This window comes from Pseudolabrys sp. (assembly GCF_035943735.1).
GTDB lineage: Bacteria > Pseudomonadota > Alphaproteobacteria > Rhizobiales > Xanthobacteraceae > Pseudolabrys.
Genome location: NZ_DASZBV010000019.1, coordinates 29756 through 55995, shown reverse-complemented (window position 1 = coordinate 55995; position 26240 = coordinate 29756). Strand labels below are relative to the sequence as shown.

Here is a 26240-nt window from a genome sequence, read left to right as displayed (position 1 = left end):
CATTGCCCTTTTCGCCCTCTCATGTTTAAGGTCGCGACCTTTTCGCTACGGACCCCTGCATGGCGCGTGACCAGATCGACATGACCCCGATCGAGAGCCGCGACGAACTCGTCGCCTGGCTCGAAAAGGGGTGCAAGCCGAAGTCGCAATTTCGCGTCGGCACCGAGCACGAGAAATTCGCCTTCCTCATCGAGGACCACCGGCCGGTGCCCTATGCCGGCCGCCGCTCGATTCGCTCGCTGCTCGAAGGCATGCACGACCTCCTCGGCTGGGAGCCGATCATGGAGGGCGAGAACATCATCGGCATGTTCGACGTCACCGGCGGCGGCGCCATTTCGCTGGAGCCGGGCGGCCAGTTCGAGCTCTCCGGCGCGCCAGTCGACAATGTGCACCAGACGGCGTCGGAACTGTTCTCGCACCTCGCACAAGTGCGCGAAGTGGCGAAGCCGCTCGGCATCGGCTTCCTCGGGCTAGGCATGACGCCGAACTGGAGCCGCGCCGACATGCCGGTGATGCCGAAGGGCCGCTACCGCATCATGACGAACTACATGCCGAAGGTCGGCAAGTATGGTCTCGACATGATGTACCGCACCTGCACCGTGCAGGCGAACCTCGACTTCTCCTCCGAAGCCGACATGGTCAGGAAGCTGCGCGTGTCGCTGGCGCTGCAGCCGGTGGCCACCGCGCTGTTCGCCAATTCGCCGTTCACCGAGTGCAAGCCGAACGGCTTCCTGTCGATGCGTTCGCAGATCTGGACCGATACCGACAACCAGCGCGCCGGTATGCTGCCCTGGGCGTTCGAGGACGGCATGGGCTTCGAGGCTTACGTCGATTACGCGCTCGACGTGCCGATGTATTTCGTGAAGCGCGGCGACGAGTACATCGACGTCTCCGGCAAGTCGTTCCGCGATTTCTTCGCCGGCAAACTCGACACGATGCCGGGCGAGCGGCCGACCATTTCCGACTGGGCCAACCACCTGTCGACGATTTTCCCGGAGGTGCGGCTCAAGCGCTATCTCGAAATGCGCGGCGAGGACGCCGGCCCGTGGCGGCGGCTCCCGTCGCTGTCGGCCTACTGGGTCGGGCTGCTCTACGACGACGAGGCGCTCGATGCCTGCTGGGACATCGTCAAGGACTGGACCGCCGAGGAACGCCAGAAGTTGCGCAACGACGTGCCGCAGCGCGGCTTCCGTGCCGAGATCGGCAAGACCAACGTGCTCACACTGGCGCAGGAGACCATGCGGCTTGCCCGCCGCGGCCTGCAGAAGCGTCAGCGCCTCGACCGCAACGGCCGCGACGAAACGCGCTATTTGCGGCCTCTGGAAGAGAGCATCGCCCGCGGCATCACGCCGGCCGAGGAACTGCTTGAGAAGTATTTCAACGAGTGGAACGGCTCGGTCGATCCGATCTTCAGCGAGTATGCGTATTAGTTTTCTTCCCTCTCCCCGCTTGCGGGGAGAGGGTGGCGAGCACCGTAGGTGCGAGTCGGGTGAGGGGGCGTTTGTTGCAACGCTGTGGCTCGCCCCTCACCCGACACGCCTCGCTGCCGCTCGGCATGTCGACCTCTCCCCGCATTGCGGGGAGAGGTGAAAGATGAAGCCATGGCCAAATCCACACCCGCGACGCTGGCGCTGCAAAACGCCGGCGTCACGTTCCAACTGCACGAATACGACTACGACCCGAACGCCGCGCGCATCGGCATGCAGGCGGCGGAAGCGCTCGGCATCGAGCCGGCGCGGCTCCTGAAGACGCTGATGGCGAAAGCCGGCGACGAGATTGTGTGCGTGCTGGCGCCGTCCGACCGCGAAGTAAATTTGAAGAGGCTCGCTGCCGCCGCCGGCGCCAAGAGCGCGGCGATGCTGGGTGCTGCCGAGGCCGAGCGTATCACCGGTTATCACGTCGGCGGCATCTCGCCGTTCGGGCAGAAGAAACGCGCGCGCGTCTTCGTCGAGCAGGCGGCACTCGCTCATCCGCGCATTGTCGTCAATGGTGGCCGCCGCGGCCTGCAGGCCGAGCTGGCGCCGGCGGATCTGGTGTTGGTGCTGAACGCGACGGCCGCCGAATTGTGTTAGGCACCAACGATGTCAATCTCTGACAAGCCCTCCGGCCGGCCGCGCGGCTTCGCGCCGCTCGATTATGCGCTCTACGCCGTCTCCGTGCTGGTCTGGGGCTTCTCCTGGATCGCGCTGCATTACCAGATCGGGCAGGTGGCGCCGGAAGTGTCCGTCATCTAGCGCTTCGCTACGGCCTCGCCGCTGATGCTGCTGCTCGCCGCCTGGCGTGGCGAGCGGCTCAGATTCCGCCTCGCCGAGCATCGCTAATTCCTCGGCCTCGGCGCCGCGATCTTCTCGACCAATTTCGTGCTGTTCTACTACGCCGGCGCGCACGTCGCCTCCGGCCTCTTGTCGATCGTGTTCTCGCTCGCCTCGATCGGCAATGTCGCGCTCGGCAGCCTGATCTTCGGCACGCGGGTCGAACGCCGCGTGCTTGCCGGCGGTGTCTTCGGCGTCGTCGGCGTCGCGCTGATGTTCTATCCCGAGCTCGGCGGCATGCGGCTCGACATCGCCGCGCTGATCGGGCTGGCGCTGTCGCTCGCGGGCACGGTGTGCTTCTGCATCGGCAACATGCTGTCGCTGGCGGCGCAGCGCAGAGGCCTGCCGATCTTCGCCACCATCGGCTGGAGCATGGCCTACGGCGCCGGGCTGATGGTGCTGTTCTCGCTCGCCCGCGGCGACCGCTTCACGCTCGAATGGAGCGCCACCTATCTCGGCGGCCTGCTCTATCTCTCCGTCATCGGCTCGGTGATTGCCTTCAGCGTCTATTTCACGCTTCTCGGCCGCATCGGCGCGGCGCGCGCCGGCTACACCACCGTAATGTATCCTGTGATCGCGCTGATCGTGTCGACCTTCGCCGAAAACTACCGCTGGAGTCTGCTCGCGGTGCTCGGTCTCGCCGCGGTGCTTGCCGGCAATCTGCTGGTGCTGCGCGCACCGCGCAAATGACTATTCCGCTGCCTGCGCGTCCGACAGGTTGTCGAGCGAGGAGACGATGTGCTCGGCCAGCGCATCGGCCAGGGCGGACGATTCGTGCGCGTTGCGCACCAGGCCGATGCGGCAGCTCGGCAGCTCGGGAAAACCGTCGCCTGCGGTGAGCACGCGCATGCCGGGACGCAATCCCGATTCCGGCAGCACCGACACCGCGAGTCCGGCCAGTACGGCGGCGGCCACCGCGCCGGCGTTCGAGCTCGAATACAGGACGCGATAGGGCCGGCCGACCGACTCCAGCCGCTCGATGGCGCTGCGCCGCCAGGAGCAGGACGGCCGCCCGAGCGCGAGCGCGACGCATGGCTCGCTATGGACCGCATGCCGGTTCGACGTCACCCACAAGAGCCGCTCGCGGCGGAAGGTCTCGGCCGCCCGCTTGGTCTCGCAATTGGTGACGATGGCGAGATCGATCTCGTTGCCGTCGATGCGCTCGAGCAGGTCCATCGACGGCTCGCAGATCACGGTGAGCTCTACTGCCGGATAGCTGCGCGAGAAGCGCGCCATGATCTCCGGCAGATAGCGGTCGGCATAGTCGTCCGGCACGCCGAGCCGTACCCGGCCGGACAGCGCCGCGTCGGAAAAGGCGGCGAGCGTCTCGACGTTGAGATTGACGATGCGGCGGGCGTAATCGAGCAGCCGCTGCCCGTCCTCGGTGAGCTTCGAGGCGCGGCCGTCGCGGGCGAAGATCGGGCGCTCGATGCGCTCCTCCAGCCGCTTCATCTGCATCGACACGGCCGACTGCGTCTTGTGCACGACCTCGGCGGCGCGGGTGAAGCTGCCGGTCTCGGCGATGGCAATAAAGGTGCGCAACTGGTCGATGTCGAGGAGCGCGGTCATAAGCATCGTCCTGATTTGGCTAAGGTTTTTCAACCGGGCGGATCGTCTATCAGCAAGCTTTATCGATCAGATTAAAAACATTCGTTTCACTAATCAATACCGGGGCCGCATGGTGGCTGTCCCACCGGAATCGGGTGGGGCTTTCGGGTGGGTTCGGCATCCCTGGCGCCGTAGATCGGCAAGGGCGCCCGGCACACCGCAAGGAGACTGAAGATGAGCGCGCAATATCCCGTCATCCCCGTGGCCGGAGGCACGCTGCTGCGCGCCTTCGTCTGGGGCCTGTCGACGATGACGTCCGGCGCCAAACGGTTCGCCCGCGCGCGCCGCCATCGCCGCGATGCCGCCGCGCTCGCCCGTCTCGATCGCCGCATGCTCGCCGACATCGGCATCAGCCGCTCCGACCTGCGCGACGCCTTCTCCGAGCCGTTCTGGGAGGATCCGACCGCGCTGCTGCGCGAGCGCGCGATCGAACGCCGCTGGAATAGCGCGCTGATGCGCGACGAGGTCGGGCAGTCGTTCCAGCGTCCGCGTACGGACCGGTCGGCGCGGCATTCGATCTGAATTCAAGAAAACGGCCGACCCCTCTCATCGGCCGTTCTGATCCGGGAGATCTGCGAACATCCCCTCTCGCGGCCGGATCCAGCGCCCGTCGGCCCCTCCGACGGGCGCTTCATTTTGTGTGCACCTCGCTGTGCCGCACGAGCGCGCGCCGGTCCTTGACCACGCCGATCAGCACGCCGAGGCGCGAGATGCTGGCGACGACACGGCCGTCGAGCGCGCGATCGCAATTCATGTGCGTCGGCGCGATGAAGAAGTCGGCTTTGCTCCAGTCGTCGACCCATTGCAGGCTGGGATCGCCGTGCGCTTCGTCCTCGAACGATTCGCGCTGGCCGCACACCGCGACCGTGTAGCGATGCTCGCCCTTCTGCGGACCGTCGAGCTCGGCGACATAGGCTTCGAGATCGTCGACCGCCTCCGGCATGATGTCGACCCAGTAATCGGTGGCGAAGCGGCGCGACGCGCCTTCGAGGCCGCCGACCAGCGGATTGTAGTAGAGGTACTGGTACGGATGCAGCTCGACGAGCAGCACCGCGTTGGAGATGAGGAGCGCGACGACGACGGCGCCGGCGGCGGCGGCGATCAAGGTTTGCCGCTGCGCGAGTCTGCCGATCAGCCAGTCGATGCCGATGCCGGCGAGCACGGCGAAGAGCGGAACGACGAAGAGGAAATGCCGTATGCCGGTGAAGGCGGGGCCGCGGTCGACCACCTCGCACAGCACGGGAAACACGGCCATGAACATGAGCAGGCCCGTCTCACTGCGGCGCCAAGAGCGCGGCGCGTCGGCCGCCGGCTTCCGCAGCACCGGCAGCGCCAGGAGCGTGCCGGCGAGAATGAGCAGCGGCAGCTTGATCAGCAGATAGAGCGGCACGTACCAGCGCGGCACGTTGCCCATCTGGTAGATGTGGCCGTCGAGCAGCGTGCTGATGTGATAGTTGAACTCGCCGAAATCGACGAGCCCGCGCACCGGATTGAGCGGCGCCAGCGCCGACCATGGCCAGGCAAAGGTCATCAGCACATAGCCAATCAGGAAGGCGGGCGTCAGAGCGATCACCGATTGCGCGAAGAAGGTGAGCTGATCGCGCATCGGCTCGGCCTTGCGCGCCGGCATGTGACTGAGGATGGCGAGACCGGCATAGCCGACGAGCAGCAGGCCGAGCACGCGGATGCCGAGCGCGGCGCCGAGCAGGAGGCCGAAGCCGAACACTGCCGTGCGGCCGGGCCGCGGCAGTTCGCGCGTCGCGCGCAGCAGGAAGTAGGCAGCCCCGATCATCGCCGCGGCGAAGGGAATGTCCTTGGTGTGGTTGAACATCGCGCCGTACCACGGCCCGCAGGTCGCCAGCGAGAAAGCCGCGATGGCGCCCGCGCGCGGACCGGAGACGAGGCGGGCGGTGGCCCAGGCGCCGCCGATGCCGCCGATGCCGATCAGCGCGCAGAAGATATGGCGGACATCGTAGAGGTCGGCGGACGGGAATAGCTTTTCCAGCAGGTTGGCGAAGATGTCGAAGAGCCCGCCGTACAGATAGAGATTGACGTAGTGAAACAGCGACCGGTCGGTGAAGCCGCTGCGGAAGTAATCGAGGATCAGCGTGCCGTAGTGCTGCTGCACCGGCTCGTCGTTGGACACCGCATAGGACTGATAGGTGACAAAGACGAGGACCACGAGCGCAAGCAGCAGCACGACGGTCGCCGCGTCATAGGCGGAGACCGCGCCAAGGCGGGCGCGCAGGCGCGCCGAAAGTGGGTGGGTCGTTTGTCCCGGCAGCATCACGACAAATGAAGGCGGTACACCGGCTGCGCTGGCCGAGCGGCCATCGGCGGCAATCGAAGCGGGCGCCCCCCGGCAATCCTCCATCAGTGGCGCAGGATTTTGACCCGCCGGCTCGTTTCTGTCATGCGGCATCTGCAAAAAACGGGTCGGGTGCGCTATCATGCCGCCGGGGACGGCGCTCGGTCATCGAACGTCAGGCAGCGCAATGGGCTTACGTTTCGGGGTAGTGGCTGCGCTGGCGCTGTTTGCGCTTTCCTGTGCCGCCCAGGCGCAGTTGGGCTACGACCGCCATGGCGGCGATTACCTGCACTTCGACGTCAAATCGGGCGACCCCGCCGTGTGCGCGGCCCGCTGCGAGCGCGACGCCCGCTGCCGCGCGTGGAGTTTTTCCTATCCGCGCACCCGCAGCACGCTGGCCAGTTGCGGCCTCAAGAACAAGGTGGTGCCGCGGACGGAGGATGCCTGCTGCGTCTCCGGCGTACGCGGCGCCGGGGTGATCGAGCCGACGCGCGGCGCCGTCGAATATTCGATCGACCGCACCGGCGGCGACTATCGCAGCGTGGACATGCCGGCGCCCGATCCCGCCGGCGAGCCGTGCCGGGCCGCCTGTACCGGCGACGCCAAGTGCCGCGCCTGGACCTATGTGCGCCCCGGCTACGGCAGCGCCGCCGCGCGCTGCTTCCTCAAGGACAAGATCACGCGCCCGCGCAAGAAACCGTGCTGCATCTCCGGCGTGGTGCGCTAGGCGCGTGTCGCGCTGAAACCGTCGCCCTCAGGCGCGCGCGCAGCAATCCAATCAAAGCCTCGCGGTGATGCTGCAGCGAACGCCGGCGACGTCGTAGTCGATCCGGGTATGCCCGCCCAGGTCGCGACCGTAGCCAAATGAGCCGCTGGCGGACGATGAGTAAGCGGATGCCGGAGTGCCGGCATCCGCAGACGGCTGCGAGTCATCCTGAAAACTAATGAACCGCGGTGAAGAATCGCGACAGCCGCAAGCCCTGCGGCCAGGTCCAGATCGGCTGGTGTTTCATGCCCAGATCCCACGAACCGACCACCGCGTCGACGCGGCCGACGAGATCGTCGACCGGCAGCATGCCGACGCCGCCGTCGCGCAAGGGCACGCGGCTGTCGGCGGAGTTGTCGCGGTTGTCGCCCATGACGAACAGGTGCCCGGGCGGGATCGTCGTCTCCGCCATGTTGTCGAGCGGCTCGAACGGCGTGAGCTTGAAGATCACGTGCTTGCGGCCGCCCGGCAGCGTTTCGATGTAGCGCGCCGCGCTGGTGCGCGAGCCGTCCTCGCTCTCGACCTTGCCGGTGCCGTCCGGCGTCATGCCGACCGGCGCGCCGTTGATGATGACGCGGCCGTCATGCAGCGCGACCTTGTCGCCGGGCAGACCGATGACACGCTTCACCCATACCTGCGAGCGATCGCCCGGCCAGCGGAAGACGACGACGTCGCCGTGCTTGGGCAGTTCGCCGAAGATGCGGTTGCTGTTCGGCAGCGTCACGAAGCCGGGCAGGGAGGCGGTGCTGTAGCCGTAAGGGTATTTGGTCGCGAGCAACTCGTCGCCGATCTGCAGCGTTGGCTCCATGGAGCCGGACGGCACGTAGAACGGTTCGGCGATGGCGGTCTTCGCCACCATCACCACCAGCACGATGCCGACGATGTCGAGGATGGCCTTGCCCCAGCCGCGGGCGGAGCCGTCTGTCTTGGCGCTCTTGTCGGCGCGATTTTCGCTCGTCGCCATCAGGCCGTGCCTCCGACGGTGATCTTGTCCATGCGCAAGCTCGGCTGGCCGACGCCGACCGGCACACCCTGGCCGTTCTTGCCGCAGGTGCCGATGCCGGGATCGAGCGCGAAGTCATTGCCGATCATCGTGATCCGGTTGAGATCGGTCGGCCCATTGCCGATCAGCATGGCGCCCTTCACCGGCGCCGTCACCTTGCCGTTCTCGATCTTGTAGGCCTCCGTGCACTGGAACACGTACTTGCCCGAGGTGATGTCGACCTGGCCGCCGCCGAAGTTCACGGCATAGAGGCCGTTCTTCACCGAGGCGATGATCTCTTCGCGCGGCGTGTTGCCTGCGAGCATGTAGGTGTTTGTCATGCGTGGCATCGGCACATGCGCGTGGCTTTCGCGCCGGCCGTTGCCGGTCGGCTTCATGCCCATCAGCCGCGCGTTCTGCCGGTCCTGCATGTAACCGACGAGAATGCCGTCCTCGATCAGCACGGTGCGATTGGTCGGCGTGCCTTCGTCGTCGATGGACAGAGAACCGCGGCGCGAATTCATCGTGCCGTCGTCGACGACGGTGACGCCCTTGGCGGCCACCTGCTTGCCCATCAGGCCGGCAAAAGCAGACGTCTTCTTGCGGTTGAAGTCGCCCTCGAGTCCGTGGCCGACGGCCTCGTGCAGCATGACGCCGGGCCAGCCGGCGCCGAGCACCACGTCCATCTCGCCGGCTGGTGCCGGCACCGCCTCGAGATTGACCAGCGCCTGACGCACGGCCTCGTCGACCGCACCCTGCCAGGAGTGCGTGGTGATGAAACGTTCGTAACCCTCGCGGCCGCCGAAGCCGAACGAGCCGGTCTCCTGCCGGTCGCCGTCGCCGGTGACGACGGAGACGCTCAGCCGCACCAGCGGCCGGATGTCGCGATAGATCTCGCCGTCGGTGCGCAGGATTTCGACGACCTGCCAGGTCGCGGCGATGCTCGCCGACACCTGCCGCACGCGCGGGTCCTTGGCGCGCGCATAAGCGTCGATCTCGCCGAGCAGCTTCACCTTGGCGTCGAACGCCGGCTGCGCGAGCGGGTTTGCGTCGCCGTAGAGCTTGCGGTTGGTGCGGCCGGGCGCATCGGCATAGCTGCCGGAATAGCCGCCCTTGACGGCGCGAACAGCCTCGGCGGCGCGCGCCAGTGCCGCTTCCGACATGTCGGAGGCGTGAGCGTAGCCGACCGCTTCGTCCTTGACCGCGCGCAGGCCGAAGCCCTGTGCCGTGTCGTAGGTCGCCTGCTTCAGGCGCCCGTTGTCGAACACCAGCACCTCGGCCTGGCGGTATTCGAGGAAGAACTCGCCGTCGTCGGCCCCTTCCAGCCCGTGGCCGACCAACTGACGGACTTTGCCGCGGTCGAGACCGGCCCTGTCGATCAGGGACGAGATCGCTGGATCCATTGGTATTTTGCTCCCGGCGGGAATGTGCCCTCGCTGCATCAGATAGGACGTCTGTGGCCTTTTGGCGAGGGCAGGCGGCCGGGAGCCCGCGCCGCGCGGAACCAAGTGTCCCCACCCGCGCTTAAACGCCCGTCCGGGGGCGCGGCAGGGGAGCTCGTCATTCCGATCAATCGCCGATATGTTCTTGGCTTCGGCCTGACCTCAGTGCTCGCGGCCGTGACGAGCAATGGCGGGGCGGCCGCCGCCAACGGCCTGCAGCTCGGTCCGCCGCAGCCGTTCGATCCCGACGCGCTGCGCCAGCGGGCGCAGGCGCTGGCCGCCCAGCCCTACGCCGCGCCGCGCGCGCCGGTGCCGATCCTCGTGCAGGGCATCGACTTCGACGCCATCCAGAAAATCAAATTTCGCGCCGAATGTGCGTTGTGGAAGGACGGGCCCGGCTCGCTGCCGGCGCGCTTCTTCCATCTCGACAAATTCAACTATCTTCCCGTCGACGTGCACGCGGTCGAGAAGGGCAAAGCGCGGCGCGTATTGTTCAGCAAGGATTGCTTCGCCTACGGCGATCCGGCGTTCGCCGCGCGGCTGCCGAACGATCTCGGCTTCTCCGGCTTCCGCGTCATGAATTCGCGCGCGAGCGAAACCGACTGGCTGGCCTTCCAGGGCGCCAGCTATTTCCGCAGTTCCGGTCCGCGCGGGCAGTACGGCACCTCGGCGCGCGGCATCGCCGTGAACACGGCGCTGCCGCAGCCGGAGGAGTTTCCGCGCTTCTCGCAATTCTGGCTGATGGAGACCGGCGCTCCGGACATCGTCACCATCTATGCCCTGCTCGAAGGACCAAGCGTCACTGGCGCCTATCGCTTCGACGCGCGGCGCGGCGACGCCGCCGTCGTCATGACCGTGCATGTCGATCTGTTCGCGCGCACCGACGTGCCGCGGCTTGGCTTTGCGCCGCTCACCAGCATGTACTGGTACGGCGAGAACGACCGCCGCCGCGCCATCGACTGGCGTCCCGAGGTGCACGACTGCGACGGCCTCGCGCTGTGGACCGGCAAGGGCGAGCGCATCTGGCGGCCGCTGATCGATCCGCCCTCGGTGCTGACCAATTCCTTCATCGACGTCGATCCGAAGGGCTTCGGGCTCTTGCAGCGCGACCATGACTTTAACGACTACCAGGACGACGGCGCCTTCTATAACCGGCGGCCGAGCGTCTGGGTCGAGCCTGTCGGACAATGGGGCGAGGGTGCCGTGGAGCTCGTCGAGATTCCGACCGACGACGAGATCCACGACAACGTCGTCGCCTACTGGACGCCGAAGAAGCCGGTGAAAGCCGGCGATAGTCTCTCGCTCGACTACCGCCTCTATTGGCAGGACGCGGAGCCGCATCCGCCCAATCTGGCGCGCGTGGTGGCGACGCGCATCGGCCGCGGCGGCGTGCCGGGGCAGCCGCCGCCGCCGAACGAGTGGAAGTTCGTCATCGACTTCGAAGGCGGGCCGATGGAGGAGATGGCACCGCGCTACGACATCAAGCCGGTGGTGACGTTGTCTCGCGGCAAGGTCATCAACCCGTACACGATCAAGGTCGTCGATACCAACCGCTGGCGTGGCTTCTTCGATATCGTCCTCGAGGGCAAGGAGCCGCTCGACATGCGCTGCTATCTCAAACTCGGCGACGAGACGCTGAGCGAGACGTGGCTTTATCAGTTCTATCCGTGATCGTCGGCCGCCGCGCTCAGCCGCTGAGCGCCGGATAGTCGGTGTAGCCCTTCGGCCCCGGCGTGTAGAACGTCGCCATGTCCGGCGCGTTCTCGGCAGCGCCTTCCTTCCAGCGCTCGATCAGGTCCGGGTTGGCGAGAAAGGGCCGCCCGACCGCGATCAGATCGGCTTTGCCGGCCTTGAGGTCGGCTTCGGCGCGCGCGGCGTCGTAGCCGCCCGACAGGATCAGGGTGCGCTTGAACGTCTTGCGGTAGAGCGCCTTGATGTCGTCCGGCACCGGCGGTGCGCCGCTTGCGCTGTGGTCGACGAGATGCACGTAGAGCAGCCCGGTCCTGTCGAGCGCTTCCGCGAGATAGCTGTAATCGGCGAGCATCTCCGGATAGTCGGGCATGTCGTTGAACACGCCGAACGGCGACAAGCGGATGCCGACCCTGTCCTTGCCGATGGCGGCGCAGGTGGCTGCGACCACTTCGAGCACGAAGCGCGCACGGTTCTCGATGGAGCCGCCGTATTTATCGGTGCGCTTGTTGGAGTTCGGCCGGATGAACTGCTCGAGCAGGTAGCCGTTGGCGCCATGCAGTTCGATGCCGTCGAAGCCGGCGGCGACCGCGTTCTTTGCGGCCTGCGTAAACTCGGCGACGGCATGCTTGATGTCGGCCTCGCTCATCGCGCGCGGCGTGACGAAGTCCTTCATGCCCTCGGCATCGGTATACATCTGGCCCGCCGCCTTGACCGCCGACGGCGCCACCACCTCGCCGCCCTGCGGCAGGTTGAGCGGATGCGTGATGCGGCCGGTGTGCATCAGCTGCACGAAGATCTTCGCGCCGCGCGCATGGACTGCGTCGGTGATCTTCTTCCAGCCGGCGACCTGCGCCTCGGAGAAAATGCCGGGAATGCGCGGATAGCCGAGCCCGTTCGGCGACGGCGAGGTTCCCTCGGTGACGATCAGCCCGGCCGAGCCGCGCTGCACGTAGTACTCCACCATCAGGTCGTTCGGGACGTTGTTGGTGGCGCGACTGCGCGTCATTGGCGCGATGACGAGATGGTTCTGCAGCGTAAGCGGGCCGAGCTGGGCCTTGGAAAACAGGAGTGACATGGAAGTCTCCGCGAGGATGCCGTCGAAAGGACGCTGTCGGGCCGGACATGGGCGCACCGACGGGGCAGCGCAAGCGGTATACTTTTTGAGCCCGACCAAAGACGGAGCAGGGCGGAACAAGTAGCGACTGTTCTGCGGTGTGCGCGTATGGTCAGGCCGCGGTGCTCGCCTGCGATGCATTCTGGAATTGCTCGAATGCGTCGAGCGCGTGCGTCGCGTACATCACCGCCGGGCCGGCGCCCAGGTACACCGCCATACCGAGCGCCTCGACGATCTCCTCGCGCGTGGCGCCTTGATCCAGCGCCGCCTTGACGTGGAAGCCGATGCAGTCGTCGCAGCGGATCGCCACCGAGATACCGAGCGCGATCAGCTCCTTCGTCTTGCAGTCGAGCGCTTGCGGCGCCAAAGCCGCCTGCGCCAGTCCGGAGAACGCCTTCATGACGTTGGGCGTGTCGCCGCGCAGCGTACGCATCAGCGCCTTGATCTCGTCGGTTGTCTCTGGCCATTGCTTGATCATCGGAAGGTCCTCCGTCGCGACATGGCCACTCTAGCCGCGCCGCCGGAGACGTCCGTTGACCTCGATCAAGGCCGAACTAGTCGAGGCGGAAGCCGACGCTCACCTCGCCAATCGGATCGAGCGCGTGCGTGAGCGCGGTCTCGTCGCCCTCGATCACCAAGGGCGGCGTGATCGAGCCGGTGATGATGATGTCGCCGGCCGACAGCGTCTCGCCAAAGGCGGCGAGCGTATTGGCGACATGCGCGACGGTCTCCATGAGCTTGCCGGTCAGCGCTTCCGGATCGGACGTGTTGTTCGCCTCGACGCCGCGGCGGATGAGGCGCGAGACGATGCCGTCGAGCGCCCCGCCGGCGCGGCTGTTCTCGCCGAGCAGCACGTGCCGCTGGAAGATGTTGCGCGCCAGCACGGCGTCGAGATTGTCCGGCGCCGGCACAAGGTCGAGATCGGCGATCTCGATCGCCGGCCGGATGTTGTCGATGGCCGCGAGCGCATCGGCGGCGGTGGCGTCGCCTTCGAGATCGCGCGCCATGCGCACCGCGATCTCGATCTCCGCCACCGGCCGGACGTAGCCCTTGAACGACACCGTCGCGCCGGATGGCAATTGCGCGCCCTGCATCAGATAGCCGATCGCCGGCGCGGCAATGCCGAGCTTCTCGAGGCTCGTCGGCGAGCCGAGGCCGACCTTCCAGCCGAGCGGCGTCTCGCCGGCGGCGATGCGCGCCCGCCGCGTCGCCAACTGCGTGGTCATGCCCTTGGTGATGAGCGGATGGTCCCAGGGGTTCATTTGCCCTCAATCGCGATCATCGTGCTGCACGTCACCGCATGCCGCTTCGGAATCAGCGGCCGGTAGCCGGGGTCGTTGTACCAATCCTTGATCGCCTGCTTGCTGGGAAATTCGACGACCACGACGCGGCTCGGTCTTCGGCCTTCGAGCATCTCGTGCGTGCCGCCTTGCGTGAGATAGCGGCCGCCGTGCTTTTCAATGAACGGTATCGTCTGCTCGAGATAGTCGGCAAAGGCTGACTCGTCGTCGATCTCGTGTTGACCGATGTAATAGGCGGTCACTTATGACTCTCCGGATGCACCTCGTAGCCGGAATCCTCGATCGAGCCGGCGCCCATCCAGCCCCAGACCAGCACGACGTCCTCGTTCGAGGTGTTATTGAAGCCATGCCAGCAGCCGCGCGGCGAATAGACGACGTCGCCTTCCTTCGATGGCGTGTCGCCGTGGTCGGTATAGATGTGGCCATGGCCCTTCAATACGACGAAGAACTCGTCGCAGTTATGATGGCGATGATTCTCGTGCCGCGCGCCGGGCTTGAGCACGGTCCAGCCGACGACGTGGTTGGCGCCGGCCGATTTCTTGTCGATCAGGAACTGGACCTGCATATCGACCCAGCCGTCGTCGCGCTTGAGGCCTTCGACCTTCGGCACGTCGTTGAGGTTGGTGATGTACATCACCGGATCCTTGCCCTTCATGGCGGCGGCGGTGCCCTTCACCGCTTTCGCCAGAGCGGCGCCGAACTTCTCTCCCTGCGATGTCATTCTTGTCCTCCCAGACGGCGATACACTTGATGCGCGACCACGAAATCGTTGCCGTCGATGCCGAGGCCGCGGCACGCATTCATCATTTCATTCGCTGCCGCTGCCAACGGCACCGGGCTCCCCAGCCGCCGGCCAAGATTGAGCGCCAGCATCATGTCCTTCTGCTGCAGCGTCACGTCGGCGAGCGGCACCTCGGGCATCTTGCCCTCGAGGATGAACGGTCCGCGATAGCCGAGCACGGGCGAGGCGGCGACACTCTTCAGGATGGCGTCGACCGCCGACTCGCGGCTCACGCCGCCCTTCTCGGCCAACGCCACCGCTTCGCCGAAGGCGATCACCTCGACCATCAGCAGCAGGTTCACCGCGATCTTCATCTGGCAGGCGAGGCCGTTGCTACCGATGCGCGTCACCTTCGGCCCGATCGCCAGCAGCACCGGCCTGGCGCGTTCGAACGCCGCCTCGTCGCCGCCGATCATGACCGAGGCCTGTCCCGCCTTCACCGTGACCGGCGAGCCGGAGAGGGGGCCGTCGAGCATGACGGCGCCGGCCTTGTCGAACTCGGCGGCGATCGCGCGGCTCTCGTCCGGCTCGATCGTGCTCATGTCGATGTAGATGCCGCCGCGCTTGATGCCGGCGACGACGCCGTCGGGCCCGAGCGCGCAGGCGCGCACCGCCTTGGCGTCGGTGACGATGGAGAACACGATCTCGGATTTGGCCGCGACGGCGCGCGGCGTATCGGCCCAGCGCATGCCCTGCGCGATCAAGTCATCCGCCTTGTCGCGCGACCGGTTCCAGCCGGTCACCGCGTGTCCCGCGGCCATCAGGCGCGGAACGATGAGTTGTCCCATCGCCCCGAGGCCGATGAATCCCAAATCCATGTCAATTCCTGTCGAAAGCGCGCCGCGGCGGATCTCCGGGAGGCGCATCTAAGCAGCGGCGGCAAGGTGCGGCAATCGATTTCCCCGAGGCGCGCGGCGCGACGACCCGCAAGGTGGGCTGCGTCCCCGTTCAGTGCGCGCTGCCGCGATCCCATCGCTCCATGACCGCGTCGATCTCGGCGCCGAGCAGGACGACGATGCTCGACAGCCACATCCAGGTCATGAAGCCGATGACCGCGCCGAGCGAGCCGTAGGTCTCGTTGTAGCTGCCGAAATTCGCTGCGTACCAGGAGAACAAAAGCGACGCCGCCAGCCAGGCGATCGCCGCGAGGGCGCTACCCCAGCTGATCCAGCGCCATTGCGCATGCTCGCGGTCGGGCCCAAAGCGGTAGATCACCGACAGGCCCAGCCCGATCAGGATCAAGAGCAGCGGCCAGCGCGTGTAGCCGAGCGCCGGCGCGATCAGCGACTCCATTGGCAGCGCGTTGAGGACGATCGGGACGACCACGACGCTGGCCATCGCCGCCAGCAGCAGCGCGATGGCCGCGAGCGTAAAGGCCACCGAGACGGCGTTGAGCTTGATGAAGCTGCGGCGCTCCTCGGCGTTGTAGACGACGTTGAGGGCGTCGAACATCGCCTTCATGCCGGCGTTGGCGCTCCACAGCGAGATGAGCAGGCTGACGATGAACGTGAAGCCGAGCGAGGAACTGGGGCGCGACACGATGCGCCCGACCTGGTCGCCGATGACGGCGATGGCGCCGCCGGGCAACACGCCGGCCATGCTGTTCACCTGCGTGACGATGGTGTGCGTGTCGGCGAACAGGCCGTAGAGGGCGACGATGGCGGCGATGGCGGGGAAGATCGCCAGCAGCGCATAGAAGGTCACGCCGGCGGCGATCGCCAGCACGCGGTGGCAGCCGATATTGGTCCAGATGTGCGAGGCGACGTCGCGCGCCGAATGCGGCTGGTCGCGCACCGCGGTAAACGGCGCGGGGCGGGACGTCGCGGGTCCGTCGCGCCGCGGCGGGCAGACCGCGGCCTCGCCTCGCCGGCGGCGGAAGCCAGCCCAGTACAGAGCGCCGCTCAGGAGGAGCGACGACAGCGACGGCCGCCGGTGCGGCTGGCGGATCGCGCGGTCGGCGCTCGACATGAAGGCTCCCTGATGACGCGACGGCTAAAGCCGGGCGGCATCCCGCTCCGGCTGTGCCGGATCAACGTCATGGCCTGTCGGCTGTTCCGTCGCGCCGCGGTCACGCGATCGCGCGCACTGCGATCGCTACGCGGTGACGTTGCACACGGTCGAGATCGACGCTGACGCCGAGCCCCGGCGCGTCGAGCGCCTCGACATGGCCGCGCGCGGTGGCGATGGGCGCGGCGGTGATGTCCTCGCCGAGCGCCGTATGCGTCAGCGTCAGCGCCCAGTCGAGGTTCGGGATCACCGCCGCCGCATGCAGCGCGGCGGCGCAGGCGACGCTCGATTCGCCGGTCTTGCAGGAGATGTTGACGTGCATGCCGAGCGCGCCGCACAGCCGGCCCGCTTCGGTCAGCGCGCGCACGCCGCCGAGCTTGATCGCCTTGAGGCTGACGCCGCGCGCCGCCTTGCGGTCGTGATGACGGCGGATGTCCGCGAGCGAATGGATCCCTTCGTCGGCGCCGATGGCGATCGACGTCGCCGCCGCGATCTCCGCCATCGCATCGAGATCGTCGGCCATCACCGGCTGCTCGAAGAAGCCCAAGCCCGAGCCATCGACCGCGTGTACATAATCGAGTGCGCCGGCGCGGCTGAAGCCCTGGTTGGCGTCGGCGGAGATCAGCGCGTCGCGGCCGAGCACGTCGCAGATCGCGCGCGTGCGCGCCGCGTCCTTGTCCGGCGTATCGATGCCGACCTTGATCTTGAAGGCGGTGAAGCCCTCCGTCTTCTTCTTGCCGGCGTCGACGAGATCGCCGCCGAGATCGCCGCCGCCGATGACGCCGAGCAGCGGCATGCGCTGGCGCACTTTCTGCCCGAGCAGCGCGTGCACCGGCGTCGCGGCGGCGTGGCCGGCGAGGTCGTGCAGTGCGATCTCGATCGCGGCCTTGGCGCCGTGATTGCCGTACATGCGCCCGTCCATGGCGGCGAGCGCGCCGTCGATGTCGCGCGGATCGCGGCCGCGCAGCACCGGTGTGAGATAGTGCACGGCGGTGACGATGCTCTCCAGCGTCTCGCCGGTCATTACCGGCGCCGACGCCGCCTCGCCCCAGCCCTCGGCGCCGTCGGCGGCGACGATGCGCACCAGCACGTTGTCGGCGCGGCGCACTTCCTCGCCCGCCATGATGACGGGCTTCTTCATCGGCAGGCTGACGGCGAAGGGTTCGATCGACTTGATTTGCATGAGGGCTTTCGAACCGCTTCGCCGTCGAGCCGGCTCAGAGCTTCGTGATGTGCGCCGTGTCGATGATGGTCTTGAAGGTCGTCATCTCCTTGGTCATGCGCGTCCACGCCGCAGCGCCGCCTTTCGGCCGCACCAGGAAGCCGGCCTTGAAAAGCTTCTCCTTCATCTGCGGCGACGACAGCACCTTCAGCGTCGCGGCCTCCAGCCACTTCACGTGATCCGGCGGTGTCTTCGCCGGCGCCAGAAGCGCCATGTCGGTGGCGAAGACGAAGTCCTTGAAGCCCGCCTCTGCCATCGTCGGCATGTCGGGGAAGTCCGGCCAGCGCTCATCGGCGCACAGCGCGAGACCGCGGATCGTGCCGGCGCGGATATGCGGCGAGGCCGGGCCGAGCGAGTTCGAGGCGATCTGCACCGTGCTGGTCAGCAGCGCCTGCAGCGCGTCGCCGCCGCCCTTGAACACGACCTCTTCCAGCTTCGGCAGGTTGGCGCGCACCTTCAGCAGCGTCGCTTGCAGTTGCGGCGTCGTGCCGATCGGCGGCACCGAGACGTTGTATTTGTCGGGGCTCTTGCCCGCGATGTCGACGAACTGCTTCATCGATTTCGCCGGCGATTCCTTGCGCACGACGAAGATGTTCGGCACGCCGGCAAGCTCGCTGACGGCGACGAAGTCCTTCATCGGATCGAAGGGCAGGTGATTGTAAAGACCGACGTTGACCGAGAAGGCGCTGGTCGCGAGCAGGTAGGTGTAGCCGTCCGGCTCGGAATGCGCGACGTAGCCCATGCCGATGTTGCCGCCGGCGCCGCCGCGGTTCTCGATGATGAAGGTCTTGCCGGTGGATTCCTGCAGCGCCGCGGCGACGACGCGGCCGACGAGGTCGGACGGGCCGCCGGGCGTGTTGGCGACGACGATCTTCACCGGCCGGTCCGGATAGGCGGCCAGCGCCGAGCGGCCCATCAATACCGCCGGTGCGGTGACCCCGGCGGCAAGGACGCCGATGCTCTTGATGACGCGCCGGCGCGACGGCGCGAATGTCTTGCGTTCAGTCATTGTGGTGTTTCTCCCCCGAATGATCGGCTTGTTGTGTGGTCGTCGCCGCGGCGGCAGGGTAGGCGGGGCGCCGCGGCGGATCAATGGACTTCGCATTGACTTACCGCGCGGAGCGCACGGGGCCCGCCTTTCGGCATTGGCGCGATGAATGCTAGAAATAGGGACAATGAATTTCACGAATGGAAAGCGGGCCCCTACAGTCGCGCTACCCGACGACGCCCTGACACCCATAGCGGCGCAACAAGACTGGCTCTGGTGGTGATGACAGACACGGAAAAGCCTTGGCACCAGGTGGTGCTGGAGACGCTCAAGAAGAACGATGTCAGGCTGGTGCCTTATGTGCCCGACCGGGTGTTCACGCCGCTGATCAAGGCGCTGCACGCCGATGACTTCTTCACGACCTTCCCCTGCACGCGCGAGGAGGAGGCGATCGGCATCGTCACCGGCGCCTGGATGGGCGGCCTGCGCGCGGCGGTGCTGATGCAGACCTCCGGCTTCGGCACCATCCCGAACGCCATCGCCTCGCTGGTCTGCCCGTCGCAGATTCCGGCGATCATGTTCGTGTCCGAGCGCGGCACGCTCGGCGAGTTCAATCTCGGCCAGGCGCTGGTCTGCCGCACCATGCGGCCGGTGCTCGATTCGCTCGGCATCGAGACGCACACCGTCACGCGGCACGACGAGCTCGCCTTCATCGTCGACCGCGCGATCAAGCAGGCCCTCGCCACGCAGGCACCGGTCACCTTCATCCTGTCGCCGCTGTTGACCGGCGGCAAAGTCTTCGTCGCGTGAGGCCCGCCATGACGCAGAATTCCGCGCTGAGCGCGCACAACGCCAAGGTGATGAACCGCTTCGAGCTGACCAGGCGCGCCGTGGCGCAGCTGAAGCACGACGAAGCCGTCATCGGCGGCATCGGCAACACCAATTTCGATCTCTGGATGAGTGGGCAGCGACCGCAGAATTTCTACATGCTCGGCAGCATGGGGCTCGCCATCCCGATCGCGTTCGGCGTTGCCATCGCGCAGCCGAAACGGCACGTCGTCGCGCTCGAGGGCGACGGCTCGCTCTTGATGCAGCTCGGTTGCCTCGCCACCGTGGCGATGCGCAAGCCGAAGAACCTGACCATGGTGGTGTGGGACAACGGCATGTACCAGATCACCGGCGGCCAGCCGACGGCGAGCGCGGCGGTCGCCGACATCGTCGCGGTGGCGCGCGGATGCGGTCTTTCGAATAGCGCCTGGGCCGCCGACGAGGACGACTTCGACCGCCTGTTCGCCGCGGCGCTCAAAGACGGCGGCCCGACCTTGATCGCCGCGCGCATCGACGACAAGCCCGGCACCGGCACCACCGACCGCGATCCGGTGCAGATCCGTCAGCGCTTCATGATGGGGCTGGGGGTGAGGAAGTAGGGAATCTTGCCCCGGACGCTGCGCAGCATGCAGCGAAGCGGAATGCTGCGCTGCTGATCCGGGGCCGCCACGAAGGACGGCGCTTGCTACGGGACACGCATCACTTCTTCCCGCCGTCCAGAATCCCCGCCATCATCGCCATCCGCACCAGGTCCGAAAGGCTGTTGGCGGCCATCTTGGTCATCAGGTTGGCGCGATAGATCTCGACCGTACGCGGGCTGATGCCGAGATCGAAGGCGATGTTCTTGTTGGCATTGCCGGCCACCAGCCCTTCCAGCACCTGCCGCTCGCGGTTCGACAAAGCCGCGAGCTTGTCATGGATGCCATTCACCTCGGCGTTGCGCTGGGCGAGGTCGGCCTCGCGATCGAGCGCGCTCTTGACCGCGGCCAGCAGATGATCGTCGTCGAACGGCTTCTCCAGGAAGTCGACCGCGCCGATCTTCATCGCTTCGACGGCAAGCGCGATATCCCCGTGGCCGGTGATGACGATGACCGGCAGGTCGGGCTTGATCTCCTTCACCTTCTTGAGCAGGTCGATACCGGTGATCTCCGGCATGCGTACGTCGGTGATGACGCAGCCGGAGTCGATCTGCGCCAGCACGTCGAGAAACGCCTTGCCCGATTCGAAGCCGCGCACTTTGATGCCGGCGGTTCTCAGCAGGAATTCGAGCGACTGCCGCACCGCCTCGTCGTCGTCGATCACATAAATGATGGCGTCACCCTGCATCGTTGACATCCTCCTCAGTCACGGCGGCCAGCGTGAAGTTGAAAATCGTGCCGCCGGCCGGATTGGGCACCACCCAGATGCGCCCCCCATGTGCTTCCACGATGGTGCGCGAGATCGACAGGCCCACGCCCATGCCGGTACGCTTGGTGGTGATGAACGGCTGGAACAGCTGCTCAGCGATGTCGGGCGAAATCCCCGAGCCGGTATCGGCCACGCTGATGCGCACATGGGTGCCGTTTTCCGGCACGATCGCGATCATCAGGTCGCGATTGACCGTTTCTTCCATCGCATCCATGGCGTTGCGGATGAGATTGAGTAGTACCTGCTGGATCTGCACGCGGTCGGCGAGCACGAGGCCGACGGTCGGGTCGAACTGGAAGCGCACCTTGATGCCGCGGTCCTTGACGCCCACCAGCGCCAGCGCGCTCGCCTCCTCGACCAGCTTGGTGATGTTCTCGACGCGGCGCTCGCTCTCGCCGCGCGAGACGAAATCGCGCAGCCGCCGGATGATCTGCCCGGCGCGCATCGCCTGATCGCCGGCCTTGTCGAGCGCGTCGCGCAGCATGGCCGAGCGTTCGTCGTCGCCCTCCGCCAGCAGGCGGCGCGAGCCCTTCAGATAATTGGAGATCGCCGACAGCGGCTGGTTGAGCTCGTGTGCGAGCGTCGAGGCCATCTCGCCCATCGCGGTCAGGCGCGAGATGTGGACGAGCTCGGACTGCAGCTCCTGCAGACGCGCTTCGGTCTTCTGCCGTTCGGTCAGGTCGCGGATGAAGCCGGTGAAGAAGCGCTGGCGGCCCGAATGCATCTCGCCGACCGCGAGCTCCATCGGAAACGTCGAGCCGTCCTTGCGCAGGCCGACGACGACGCGGCCGATGCCGATGATGCGCCGCTCGCCGGTGCGCATATAGCGCAAGAGATAGCCGTCGTGCGCTTCGCGATAGGGCGCCGGCATGAGCACCTTGACGTTCTGGCCGATCGCCTGCGCCGCGTTGTAGCCAAAGAGCCGCTCCGCCGCGACGCTGAACGATTGTATGATGCCGTGATCGTTGATGACGATCATCGCCTCCGGCACGGTATCGAGGATCGACTGCACATGCGCTTCGCGCGCCAGCGCTTCGTCCGTCATCGCCAGTGTGCGCGTGCGTCCGCGCCGCAGGAGCTCGCCGCCCCACGAGATGCCGACGCAGATCAGCGTGAATGCCGTGCTGTTGGTCAGCCAGATGGTGGTGAGATCGAGCGGATCGATGAAGACGGTGAAGGTACAGAGCAGACTGAGCGCCGTCGCTAGGAGACCCGGGCCGACGCCGCCGACAGCGGCGGCAACAAGCACGGCCGGTACGAAGTAGAGAAAAACCGTCTGGCTGTGCAGAACCGGCAGCAGCGACACTCGCACCACGAACGCCAGGGCCACGGCGGCTGGCGTGAGCGCGTAGACGACCCACCAGCTGTTTTGCCAGCGCAAAAATAGTCCTTGTTTATCAGTAGTTTCCGGCATGACCTCGGGCGCCGCGGCGGGCGCCGCGCCCCTCCGGATAATCCCTTATGTTCATTATCTGAATTTCGAGCGCGCAATGCCAGCGGTATCTCCACAGCATCGAACGCAGATGCAACGGGGACTTGCCGCCATGCTCGCTCAGAGGACGCTCCAGTCTACCGCCAACGCCCGACCGCAACCGATGCGTCCGGCTCCTGCCGTCGCTGCCAAGAGCTTCCAGTCGTCGATCGAGCTGATGGGCGCGCCGATGCCCTTTGGCCGCAACGCCGAGATCTATGGCGAGAACGAGCCCGCCGAATACGTCTACAAGGTTATCACCGGCACCGTGCGCACCTACAAGGTGCTCAACGACGGCCGCCGCCAGATCGGCGCCTTCTATCTCCCCGGCGACGTCTTCGGTCTCGAGATTGGTGAAGCGCACAGCTTCTCCGCCGAGGCGATCGCCGATTCCAAGGTTCTCGTGGTCAAGCGCTCGTCGCTCGTCGCGCTCGCCGCGCGCGACAACGAGGTGGCGCGCCAGCTCTGGGCGATGACCGCCGGCGAGCTGCAGCGCGCGCAGGACCACATCATGCTGCTGATCAAGACCGCGCAGGAGCGCGTCGCCGGCTTCTTGCTCGAGATGGCCAAGCGCTCCGCCACGGTCGCCGAGGTCGAGCTGCCGATGTCGCGCCAGGACATTGCCGATTATCTCGGCCTGACGATCGAGACGGTGTCGCGCACCCTGACGCAGCTCGAAAAGGGCGCCGCCATCGCCGTGCCGACCTCGCGCCGCATCGTGCTGCGCAATCGCGCGGCGTTGACTCGCCTGAACGCCTGAGAGTTTCTCCCCGTAACTAAGCCGAACGTCGTTTCTCCCCGATTTGAAGTTCGGCCAAACTGCCCCGGTGTCAAAGCCGGGGCATTTTTTTGCGCTGCGTTCGCGCCGGATGAACTCGTGCAAACGGCGATAAAGCTTGACCTGCGTCAAGACAATCGGGCGCGCCGCGTGATCTCTTTGTGCAAACACGAGGAACATCGCCATGAAAGCCAGAGACGTGATGACGCGCACCGTCGTTTCCATCGGTCCCAACGCGACCGTGCTGCAGGCGGCGCGGCTGATGCTGCAGCACCACATCAGCGGCCTTCCGGTCGTCGACCCGAACGGCGCACTGGTCGGCATCCTCTCCGAAGGCGACTTCCTGCGCCGGCGCGAAACCGCCACGGAGCGCCGCCGCTCGCGCTGGCTCGAGTTCCTTATGGGCCCCGGCAAGATCGCCTCCGAATACACGCATTCGCACGGCCAGAAGGTCTCCGAGGTCATGACCGACCAGGTACAGACCGTCGACGAGGACGCCGATCTCGAAGCGGTGGTCGAATTGATGGAGCGCCACCGCATCAAGCGCGTGCCGGTGACGGGCGGCGGCAAGATGACCGGCATCGTGACGCGCTCGAACCTCATGCACGCGATGGTCTCGATGGCGCGCGGCGAGCCGGCGGCGCCGAAGGGCGATGCCGAGATCCGCGAGCGGCTGCTCGGCGAGATCAAGGCGCGGGAATGGGCGCCCGCCGCGATGGTCAACGTCGTCGTGCGCGACGGCGTCGTGGAACTCTGGGGTGCCGTCATCGACGACAGGCAGCGCGAGGCGCTGAAGGTCGCGGCCGAGAACATCCCCGGCGTCAAGGCGGTGAAGGATCACCTGGTCTGGATCGAGCCGACCTCGGGCATGGTGATCGAGCCGCCGGAAGAGGCGACGAAACATTGACGGCTTGACCTGCCTCAAGGCCGCGCGCTGCGCCCGCACTAGCGTGGGCTCAAGCCGAATTTAAGTTCGGCCACGCGAGCCAAGGAGGCTTATCATGAAATTTCCATCGCTCATTCCGGTCGGCCGCGATCGCGGCGCCGTCACCCAGCCGTTTCTCTCGCTGCAGCGCGAGATCGATCGCCTGTTCGAGGACTTCACCAGCGGCTTCCCGACCATGCCGAGCTTCGCGTCCGGCAACGGCGGCTCGCTGATGCCGTCCACCGACGTCACCGAGACCGACAAGGAGATCGAGATCACCGCCGAGCTGCCGGGCCTCGAGGAGAAGGACGTGCAGGTCAATTTCGCCGACGGCGTGCTGACGATCCGCGGCGAGAAGAAGGCCGAGAAGGAAGAGAAGGACAAGAACTACCGTCTGGTCGAGCGCAGCTACGGCTCGTTCGAGCGTTCGATCGCGCTGCCCGAAGGCGTCAAGCCTGAGGACGTCAAGGCGACGATCGCCAAGGGCGTGCTGACGGTGAAGGTGCCGAAGCCAGCGCCCGCCCAGGCCAAGAAGATCGAAGTGAAATCCGCTGCCTGATTCCGCAGGGGCGTCAGAGGAGGCGCGCGATCGCGGCCCTTGACGGGCGCGGGGCGCGCCTTCGTCATTTTACAATTATGGTAGCGGAGAAAATTGGTTTTGCATTGCACTACGCATTTCTCCTGATCTTGCCGAAACCTGAGATTTGACCTTGCTCAACGTGGCGTTGCCGCCGCGGCAGATGATCCGCCTGCGAACCTGTTCGCTTCGGGAGGATTCTCATGTCCATTGCCGCACAGCCGTCCGTACGCCCGGTCACCCCTGTCGCGCCCAAGGAGCGGAGCTGGATTGGGTCGAACTGGGGGCTTCTCGCGGCCATCGTCGCGCTCACCGTGATCGCGCTCTTGCCGACGCCGGCCGGCCTTCCTGTCGCCGGGCACCGGATGCTGGCGATCCTCGCCTTCGCCGTCATCCTGTGGATGACCGAGGCGGTCGACTACGCGGTGTCCGCCATCCTTATCGCAGCGCTGATGGCGTTCATGCTCGGGCTCGCGCCCAACGTCGCCAACCCCAAAGTGCTGCTCGGCACCTCCGGCGCGCTCACGCTCGCCTTCTCCGGTTTCGCCAATACGGCGCTGGTGCTGGTCGCCGCCGCCCTGTTCCTCGCCGCCGCCATGACCGTGACCGGGCTCGACAAGCGCATCGCGCTCAGCATCCTCGCCCGTGTCGGCACCAAGACAAATCACGTCGTCATTGGCACCATCCTGGTCGGCTTCGTCATCGCCTTCATGGTGCCGTCGACCACGGCGCGCGTCGCCTGCCTGGTGCCGATCACGCTTGGCATCATCGCGGCCTATGGTGTCAACAAGCGCGGCGCCTTTGCCAGCATGTTGATGATCGTTACGGTGCAGACCGCGAGCATCTGGAACGTCGGCATCAAGACGGCCGCGGCGCAAAATATGGTCGCGATCGGTTTCATCGAAAAGGCCTTCGGCAAGACCATCACCTGGCTGGACTGGCTGATCGCCGCCGGACCATTCGGCATTCTGATGTGCATCGCGCTCTATTTCGTGATGACGCGCATGATGCCTCCGGAGGTCGCCGAAGTGCCGGGTGGACGCGAAGGCATCCGTAAATCGCTCGCCGCGCTGGGTCCGATGAAGGCCTCCGAGACCAAGCTCTTGTTGCTGTCGCTGACCTTGATCGCCTTTTGGGCGACGGAAGGCATCCTGCACAAATTCGATACCTCGACCACGACGATCACCGCTGTCGCGCTGATGTTCATGCCCGGCTTCGGCATCCTGAATTGGAAAGACGCGCAGGCCAGAATTCCGTGGGGCACGGTGATCCTGTTCGGCGTCGGCATCTCGCTCGGCACCGCGCTGTTGCAGACCAACGCCGCTACGTGGCTCGCAAACATCGTCGTCGCCGAGTTCGGCCTGAAGAACGCCACCGCACTGTTCATTCTTGGCGTGATGAGTCTGTTCCTCATTGTCATCCACCTCGGCTTCGCCAGCGCCACCGCGCTTGCCTCGGCCATGATTCCGATCGTCATCGCCGTGCTCAAGGGTGTGGCGACGCCGGGCATCAACATCATCGGCATGACGATGCTGCTGCAGTTCGTCGTTTCCTTCGGCTTCATCCTGGTGGTGAACGCGCCGCAGAACATGGTCGCCTACGGCACCGAGACCTTTCAGGCGCGCGACTTCGTACGCACCGGTCTCGTGCTCACCGTGATCGCGATGGTGCTGGTCATGGTGCTCGGCGCCACCTACTGGCGCTGGCTCGGCTATGTCTGACGGAGCGAGT

28 protein-coding genes are annotated in these 26240 nt (G+C 66.3%); 13 read left to right on the top strand and 15 right to left on the bottom strand.

What is annotated here, in order from left to right:
• The first annotated feature begins 59 nt into the window (after positions 1 to 59).
• The 4 genes from VGV41_RS13175 to VGV41_RS13160 all read left to right on the top strand — a co-directional run bounded on the left by VGV41_RS13175 (position 60) and on the right by VGV41_RS13160 (position 3002).
• Positions 60 to 1430 carry a glutamate--cysteine ligase gene (locus VGV41_RS13175; RefSeq protein WP_326864295.1) on the top strand — a complete coding sequence of 457 codons (1371 nt, stop codon included), beginning with the start codon at positions 60 to 62 and terminating at the stop codon, positions 1428 to 1430.
• 171 nt (positions 1431 to 1601) lie between these two features.
• Complete coding sequence (gene ybaK / locus VGV41_RS13170) at positions 1602 to 2072, top strand: Cys-tRNA(Pro) deacylase (protein WP_326864294.1); 471 nt, start codon at positions 1602 to 1604, stop codon at positions 2070 to 2072.
• Between the two features lie 9 nt (positions 2073 to 2081).
• Positions 2082 to 2234, top strand: coding sequence for a hypothetical protein (locus tag VGV41_RS13165; protein ID WP_326864293.1), 153 nt, complete (start codon positions 2082 to 2084; stop codon positions 2232 to 2234).
• 126 nt (positions 2235 to 2360) lie between these two features.
• Positions 2361 to 3002: a DMT family transporter gene (locus tag VGV41_RS13160; protein ID WP_326864292.1), complete on the top strand. Its 642-nt coding sequence runs from the start codon at positions 2361 to 2363 to the stop codon at positions 3000 to 3002.
• Here the strand turns inward: VGV41_RS13160 and VGV41_RS13155 are convergent, their stop codons facing one another.
• On the bottom strand, positions 3003 to 3881 hold the full coding sequence (locus VGV41_RS13155) for a LysR substrate-binding domain-containing protein (protein ID WP_326864291.1): 879 nt from the start codon (positions 3879 to 3881) through the stop codon (positions 3003 to 3005).
• Between the two features lie 213 nt (positions 3882 to 4094).
• Here VGV41_RS13155 and VGV41_RS13150 point away from each other — a divergent pair, with 213 nt between their 5' ends.
• Entirely contained in the window at positions 4095 to 4442 is a 348-nt protein-coding gene (locus VGV41_RS13150) for a DUF1127 domain-containing protein (protein WP_326864290.1), read from the top strand.
• Between the two features lie 109 nt (positions 4443 to 4551).
• Here the strand turns inward: VGV41_RS13150 and VGV41_RS13145 are convergent, their stop codons facing one another.
• Positions 4552 to 6207 carry a glycosyltransferase family 39 protein gene (locus VGV41_RS13145; protein ID WP_326864289.1) on the bottom strand — a complete coding sequence of 552 codons (1656 nt, stop codon included), beginning with the start codon at positions 6205 to 6207 and terminating at the stop codon, positions 4552 to 4554.
• Positions 6208 to 6370: 163 nt separating this feature from the next.
• On the opposite strand from VGV41_RS13145, the gene VGV41_RS13140 reads away from it, so the two are divergent.
• On the top strand, positions 6371 to 6955 hold the full coding sequence (locus VGV41_RS13140; protein ID WP_326864288.1) for a PAN domain-containing protein: 585 nt from the start codon (positions 6371 to 6373) through the stop codon (positions 6953 to 6955).
• Positions 6956 to 7169: 214 nt separating this feature from the next.
• Here the strand turns inward: VGV41_RS13140 and lepB are convergent, their stop codons facing one another.
• A complete protein-coding gene (gene lepB / locus VGV41_RS13135) occupies positions 7170 to 7958 on the bottom strand; it encodes a signal peptidase I (RefSeq protein ID WP_326864287.1) in 789 nt (262 codons plus the stop codon).
• Positions 7958 to 9379 (bottom strand): metalloprotease TldD, encoded by a 1422-nt coding sequence (tldD, locus tag VGV41_RS13130; RefSeq protein WP_326864286.1) that lies wholly within the window; start codon positions 9377 to 9379, stop codon positions 7958 to 7960. Before tldD ends, lepB begins: the two co-directional genes overlap by 1 nt.
• A 204-nt stretch (positions 9380 to 9583) precedes the next feature.
• On the opposite strand from tldD, the gene VGV41_RS13125 reads away from it, so the two are divergent.
• Entirely contained in the window at positions 9584 to 11089 is a 1506-nt protein-coding gene (locus tag VGV41_RS13125; RefSeq protein WP_326864285.1) for a glucan biosynthesis protein, read from the top strand.
• Between the two features lie 16 nt (positions 11090 to 11105).
• Here the strand turns inward: VGV41_RS13125 and VGV41_RS13120 are convergent, their stop codons facing one another.
• From VGV41_RS13120 to VGV41_RS13080, 9 genes are all read right to left on the bottom strand, one after another.
• Positions 11106 to 12185 (bottom strand): alkene reductase, encoded by a 1080-nt coding sequence (locus VGV41_RS13120; protein WP_326864284.1) that lies wholly within the window; start codon positions 12183 to 12185, stop codon positions 11106 to 11108.
• A gap of 151 nt (positions 12186 to 12336) precedes the next feature.
• Positions 12337 to 12702, bottom strand: a complete 366-nt coding sequence (locus VGV41_RS13115; RefSeq protein ID WP_326864283.1) for a carboxymuconolactone decarboxylase family protein — start codon at positions 12700 to 12702, stop codon at positions 12337 to 12339.
• Positions 12703 to 12778: 76 nt separating this feature from the next.
• Positions 12779 to 13486 (bottom strand): fumarylacetoacetate hydrolase family protein, encoded by a 708-nt coding sequence (locus tag VGV41_RS13110; protein ID WP_326864282.1) that lies wholly within the window; start codon positions 13484 to 13486, stop codon positions 12779 to 12781.
• Positions 13483 to 13767: a DUF1330 domain-containing protein gene (locus VGV41_RS13105; RefSeq protein ID WP_326864281.1), complete on the bottom strand. Its 285-nt coding sequence runs from the start codon at positions 13765 to 13767 to the stop codon at positions 13483 to 13485. The genes VGV41_RS13110 and VGV41_RS13105 overlap by 4 nt, the downstream gene beginning before the upstream one ends.
• Positions 13764 to 14246, bottom strand: coding sequence for a cupin domain-containing protein (locus VGV41_RS13100; protein WP_326864280.1), 483 nt, complete (start codon positions 14244 to 14246; stop codon positions 13764 to 13766). Before VGV41_RS13100 ends, VGV41_RS13105 begins: the two co-directional genes overlap by 4 nt.
• Positions 14243 to 15124, bottom strand: a complete 882-nt coding sequence (locus VGV41_RS13095; RefSeq protein ID WP_326864279.1) for an NAD(P)-dependent oxidoreductase — start codon at positions 15122 to 15124, stop codon at positions 14243 to 14245. Before VGV41_RS13095 ends, VGV41_RS13100 begins: the two co-directional genes overlap by 4 nt.
• A 130-nt stretch (positions 15125 to 15254) precedes the next feature.
• Positions 15255 to 16274, bottom strand: a complete 1020-nt coding sequence (locus VGV41_RS13090) for a YihY/virulence factor BrkB family protein (protein WP_326864278.1) — start codon at positions 16272 to 16274, stop codon at positions 15255 to 15257.
• A 100-nt stretch (positions 16275 to 16374) separates the two neighbouring features.
• Positions 16375 to 17496: a mandelate racemase/muconate lactonizing enzyme family protein gene (locus VGV41_RS13085; protein ID WP_326864277.1), complete on the bottom strand. Its 1122-nt coding sequence runs from the start codon at positions 17494 to 17496 to the stop codon at positions 16375 to 16377.
• Positions 17497 to 17530: 34 nt separating this feature from the next.
• On the bottom strand, positions 17531 to 18544 hold the full coding sequence (locus tag VGV41_RS13080; RefSeq protein ID WP_326864276.1) for a tripartite tricarboxylate transporter substrate binding protein: 1014 nt from the start codon (positions 18542 to 18544) through the stop codon (positions 17531 to 17533).
• 261 nt (positions 18545 to 18805) lie between these two features.
• Here VGV41_RS13080 and VGV41_RS13075 point away from each other — a divergent pair, with 261 nt between their 5' ends.
• Positions 18806 to 19333 (top strand): decarboxylase, encoded by a 528-nt coding sequence (locus tag VGV41_RS13075; RefSeq protein WP_326864275.1) that lies wholly within the window; start codon positions 18806 to 18808, stop codon positions 19331 to 19333.
• Positions 19334 to 19341: 8 nt separating this feature from the next.
• Complete coding sequence (locus VGV41_RS13070; RefSeq protein WP_326864274.1) at positions 19342 to 19950, top strand: thiamine pyrophosphate-dependent enzyme; 609 nt, start codon at positions 19342 to 19344, stop codon at positions 19948 to 19950.
• Positions 19951 to 20050: 100 nt separating this feature from the next.
• Here the strand turns inward: VGV41_RS13070 and fixJ are convergent, their stop codons facing one another.
• Both fixJ and VGV41_RS13060 read right to left on the bottom strand, forming a co-directional pair.
• A complete protein-coding gene (gene fixJ, locus VGV41_RS13065) occupies positions 20051 to 20677 on the bottom strand; it encodes a response regulator FixJ (RefSeq protein ID WP_326864273.1) in 627 nt (208 codons plus the stop codon).
• Complete coding sequence (locus VGV41_RS13060) at positions 20667 to 22172, bottom strand: sensor histidine kinase (RefSeq protein WP_414705104.1); 1506 nt, start codon at positions 22170 to 22172, stop codon at positions 20667 to 20669. The genes fixJ and VGV41_RS13060 overlap by 11 nt, the downstream gene beginning before the upstream one ends.
• Positions 22173 to 22353: 181 nt before the next feature.
• On the opposite strand from VGV41_RS13060, the gene VGV41_RS13055 reads away from it, so the two are divergent.
• From VGV41_RS13055 to VGV41_RS13040, 4 genes are all read left to right on the top strand, one after another.
• The gene (locus tag VGV41_RS13055) at positions 22354 to 22989 is read left to right on the top strand and encodes a helix-turn-helix domain-containing protein (RefSeq protein WP_326864271.1); all 636 of its coding nucleotides are present in this window, start codon (positions 22354 to 22356) and stop codon (positions 22987 to 22989) included.
• A 202-nt stretch (positions 22990 to 23191) separates the two neighbouring features.
• Positions 23192 to 23914, top strand: a complete 723-nt coding sequence (locus tag VGV41_RS13050; RefSeq protein WP_326864270.1) for a CBS domain-containing protein — start codon at positions 23192 to 23194, stop codon at positions 23912 to 23914.
• Between the two features lie 94 nt (positions 23915 to 24008).
• On the top strand, positions 24009 to 24491 hold the full coding sequence (locus VGV41_RS13045; protein WP_326864269.1) for an Hsp20/alpha crystallin family protein: 483 nt from the start codon (positions 24009 to 24011) through the stop codon (positions 24489 to 24491).
• Between the two features lie 221 nt (positions 24492 to 24712).
• On the top strand, positions 24713 to 26230 hold the full coding sequence (locus VGV41_RS13040; RefSeq protein WP_326864268.1) for a DASS family sodium-coupled anion symporter: 1518 nt from the start codon (positions 24713 to 24715) through the stop codon (positions 26228 to 26230).
• Positions 26231 to 26240 lie beyond the last annotated feature (10 nt).